3 protein-coding genes are annotated in these 3,452 nt (G+C 65.9%); 1 reads left to right on the top strand and 2 read right to left on the bottom strand.

What is annotated here, in order from left to right; all coding sequences use genetic code 11:
• Positions 1-356 precede the first annotated feature (356 nt).
• Complete coding sequence (locus EQG76_RS01415; RefSeq protein WP_200840469.1) at positions 357-2,036, bottom strand: sialidase family protein; 1,680 nt, start codon at positions 2,034-2,036, stop codon at positions 357-359.
• A 700-nt stretch (positions 2,037-2,736) separates the two neighbouring features.
• Between EQG76_RS01415 and EQG76_RS01410 the strand changes: the two genes are divergently transcribed.
• Positions 2,737-3,099: a PRC-barrel domain-containing protein gene (locus tag EQG76_RS01410; RefSeq protein WP_159709933.1), complete on the top strand. Its 363-nt coding sequence runs from the start codon at positions 2,737-2,739 to the stop codon at positions 3,097-3,099.
• A 93-nt stretch (positions 3,100-3,192) separates the two neighbouring features.
• Here EQG76_RS01410 and EQG76_RS01405 read toward each other — a convergent pair.
• The coding region (locus EQG76_RS01405) for a PaaI family thioesterase (protein WP_159709931.1) at positions 3,193-3,452 on the bottom strand (260 nt) is incomplete at its 5' end.

Raw genomic sequence — 3,452 nt, 5'->3', positions numbered from 1 at the left:
CCGGCGGGGCCTGAACCCCGCGAACTCAGCGAGTGCCGAACAGGACGACCGCAACGGGTACTGCCGCTGCGGTCGTTTGTGTTTGGGCAGGCGACAGGGTGGAACTGTCCACCTCGGCGACCGGGACATGGCCGGTTCCGGACGAGTTGGCGGGGCCAGGAACCATGGTGGATCCGGCCTGGTGCTGCGATGCGTCAGGCCGGCCCAGTCGACGACAGCCGGATACCAGCGGGCCATGATGGCCAACGGTGACGCCGCAGCCCCAATACAGCCGCCTGCGCCCGATCCCGCTCCGGGTGTTACATCCCCGGTTTGCCACTGGCTCCGGCTCGCCCGCCAGCCTGGCGGAATGACCGCTACTCCCTCGCTGCTTCGGTGACGGTGCGCGCGGTGCTGCCAGCGGCGCCGAAGGTGATCCGGCGAGTGAACAGGTCGGTGCGGTTCCGGTCGGTCGCGATCCCGAAGACCGGATGGACCGCCCCACCGGCCCGCTCCAGGCCCATATAGTCGCCCAGGAAGCGTCCTCCGGCCACCGGCGCGTCAAGCATGTTGAACGATCGCTCGGTCAGCCGCCGCTCATCGCCCCAGCTCGACGCCCTGCGGCAGTCGTCCGCCCTCGGGTCGCAGAACACGGCCCAGTAGTCGGTGCGCTCACCTTCGCCCTGGTCGTTGCGGAAGTCGTAGTGGGTGACCACAAGCCGCCCGTCCGGACCGACCTCGATGGCGGGAATGAACGCCTGCTGACGGAACCTGTTGGCATTGGCCGGCGTCTGGTTGACCCGTATGGGCTCGGACCAGTTGCTGCCGCCGTCGGTCGACATGGCGAAGGCGACCTCATCGACACCGCGGAAACGGAGGTCCTGCCAGACCAGATAGAGTGCACCGCTGTCCGGATCGACCGCGACGTCGAACAGGATTCCGGCATCACGTACCCGCTCCTGGGCGTCCGGCGTGATCGTGCCAAAGCCAAAGGTCAGATCGATCGCGGTCGGCCGGCGCTCGAAACTGCGCCCTTTGTCGAAGGAGCGCAGCAGCTCGATCTGCGACGCCCCGTTTGCGTAGATGTGGGTGAAGAAGTTGATCAGGGTCCCGTTCGGCTGGACGACGATGATGTTGTTGATGGTCTGCGCGTTCGGTCCGGGATTGACGATGACTCTGGGCCGCTCCCAGCTCCGGCCGCCGTTCGTGGTCCGCGTGAAGCGGGTGGGCCCGGCGAAGACGATCTGGGTCGGCTGCCTCTCCTGTGCTGCCGCTTTCGCCGCCTGTGCGTCCTTGAGCCACTTTGCCCGCGCACGCGCCCCGACTGGTCCGCCGCCGGAGGGGAAACCGGCAGGCGGCGGAAGCTGGAAGACCACCAGCCTGTCCCAGACCGCGTAGGCCAGGTCGGCATCGTTTGGGTCGGCGGTGAGCGAGTTCTTGTCGTTGAGGAAGTGACGATTGCTGATTTCGGTCAGGGTGACCGGCGCGCTCCAGCTCAAGCCGCCATTGGTCGAGCGGCTCACGAGCATCCCGTTCCGGCCGTAGCCAGCGAACTCGCCGGTCCGTGTGGTCAGATCGGCCTCGAACGCCAGGCTCATGAAGTAGGCGACGCCGCTGCGGGAGAAGTCGACCCAAGGATCAGAGGCGCGGAGGAATTCGCCGTCAGAGCAGCGCGCAACCCCTGGCAGGGTGACCGTGCGCCATGATCCACCGCCATCCAGGCTCACCCCGGCCACGTCACCGCGCGCGCCACCGTTGGACCAGCGATCCTGCTGGTAGCCGACGAGCAGATTGCTCGGGTGGCTTGGGTCGGCCGCTACGAACGGCTCGATCTCGGTATTGCGGAAGAGTTGGCCCTGCTGCTGGGCAGGCTTGTCAGCCGTACAGCTGGTAAACGAGCTCTTACCGGTGCTGACGCGGGTGAGAGGCCCCAGTTCTTGCGCTGACGCGCTGTCGCTGCCACCAGGGCTGATCGTGGCAAGCAGCACTGCAGTGGTCCCTGCCAGCGCCATGATCAGGCGGCATGGGGGACAGCTCGACCGGTCGGGAACTGACATGGTTCTCCTCCCTGGATAGGCGCGGCCGCGGCCCTCAGCCGCGACGGCGCCCGCAGCAGGTCATTGAGCGTCCGCTCCGGGGAGAGTGCAAGGCTTATGAATCGTCAGACGTAAGCTTCACATATCCAGAAATCTCATCCGGTAATTTGGAAATCAATTATATTCTCATCGTCTATAAATACATTCATCCTATGAGCAAGTTTCTGTCAATTGCAGAGGCAATCATTGGCGCGGACGATTGCTGCCTTTCTGGCTATCCCCTGCTTGCATGAAATCATCTTCTGCATAGATCACCCGCGACCATAGACGCTGTGGCCATGGCGCTGGCGGCTACTGCCATGAGCTGACGATCAGGTTGTCGCAGAGGGAATGTCAGTAGATGACAGAGAACAGCAAAGCCCGACCCCGGCCTGAGGTCCTGACGCTTTCCAGCCTGCAGCTTGCCATGCCCCACAGCCACATGCTCGGCCAGCGACAAGGTTCGCCCGGCGATCACGTCCATGCCCGCTCGGCTGCAAGCCCGTCACCATTGTGCCGGGACTTAGCGCCGAGCCGTGAGGATGGTTATCGCGATGGCATGCACTGCTTGGCCGGTCACCCTGACTGGTGCCTGAATGGACGGAAATGTCCCGCATGCCACGGCACCACCGGTCGATCCTGGCGGTTGGTAGCGCCAGAACGGTCAAAACAGGAGTGACATATGATGCGGCAATGGATCCTCGTCGGCGCCATCCTGGGCGTGGCCGGCATCGCTCATGCGCAGACGGCCACGCTGGTCGAGGCGGATGACGCGGCCAGGGTCGAGGCGTTCGGGCTGACCGCCGACGAGGTGGAGGATCTCGACCTGGTGGGCGCCAATGGCGAGAACATCGGCGAGATCGACGAGGTCCTGATGACGCCGGAAGGCCAGGTCACGGCGGTGTCGGCGGAAGTGGGCGGCTTCCTCGGCATGGGCGACAAGGACGTCGTGATCGAGATCGACCAGCTCACCAAGGGTGAGAACGGCCTGGTCACCAGCCTGACGAAGGAGCAGTTGGGCGCCTTGCCGACCTGGGGCGACTGATCCCGTCCCGCCGCACGGCCCCGGGAAAGGGGGCCGCGCCCCGGCGACCCCGGGAAGGCGGGGACTGGCCGGGGACGCGGGCGGCTGGCAGCGCTACCTGGCCTCCGCCTCCAGGACTGTCCAGGTCCCGGTGGCCTGCGCCAGCAGCTTGCCGTCCTTTTCCGAGACGATCCGTCCCTCTGCCAGCACCAGGCGCCGGCCGCGATTGAGGACGGTACCGGTCGCGATCACCGGGCCGGTCTCGGGGAAGATCGGCCGCAGGAACCGGGTGGACAGCTCGATCGTGGCGGTGCCCTGGCCGGGCGCCAGCGTGGTCACCACCGCGCACCCAAGTGCGGTGTCCAGCACGGTCG

It is taken from the genome of Geminicoccus flavidas (assembly GCF_009806515.1).
In the GTDB taxonomy this organism is placed as follows: domain Bacteria; phylum Pseudomonadota; class Alphaproteobacteria; order Geminicoccales; family Geminicoccaceae; genus Geminicoccus; species Geminicoccus flavidus.
The sequence above is the reverse complement of the archived record's forward strand: the minus strand, read 5'-3'. Positions and strand labels throughout refer to the sequence as shown.

Excerpts from the sequence above, each read along its gene's own strand:
- EQG76_RS01415 (WP_200840469.1), bottom strand. The coding sequence starts at position 2,036 with ATGTCAGTTCCCGACCGGTCGAGCTGTCCCCCATGCCGCCTGATCATG.
- EQG76_RS01410 (WP_159709933.1), top strand. The coding sequence starts at position 2,737 with ATGATGCGGCAATGGATCCTCGTCGGCGCCATCCTGGGCGTGGCCGGC.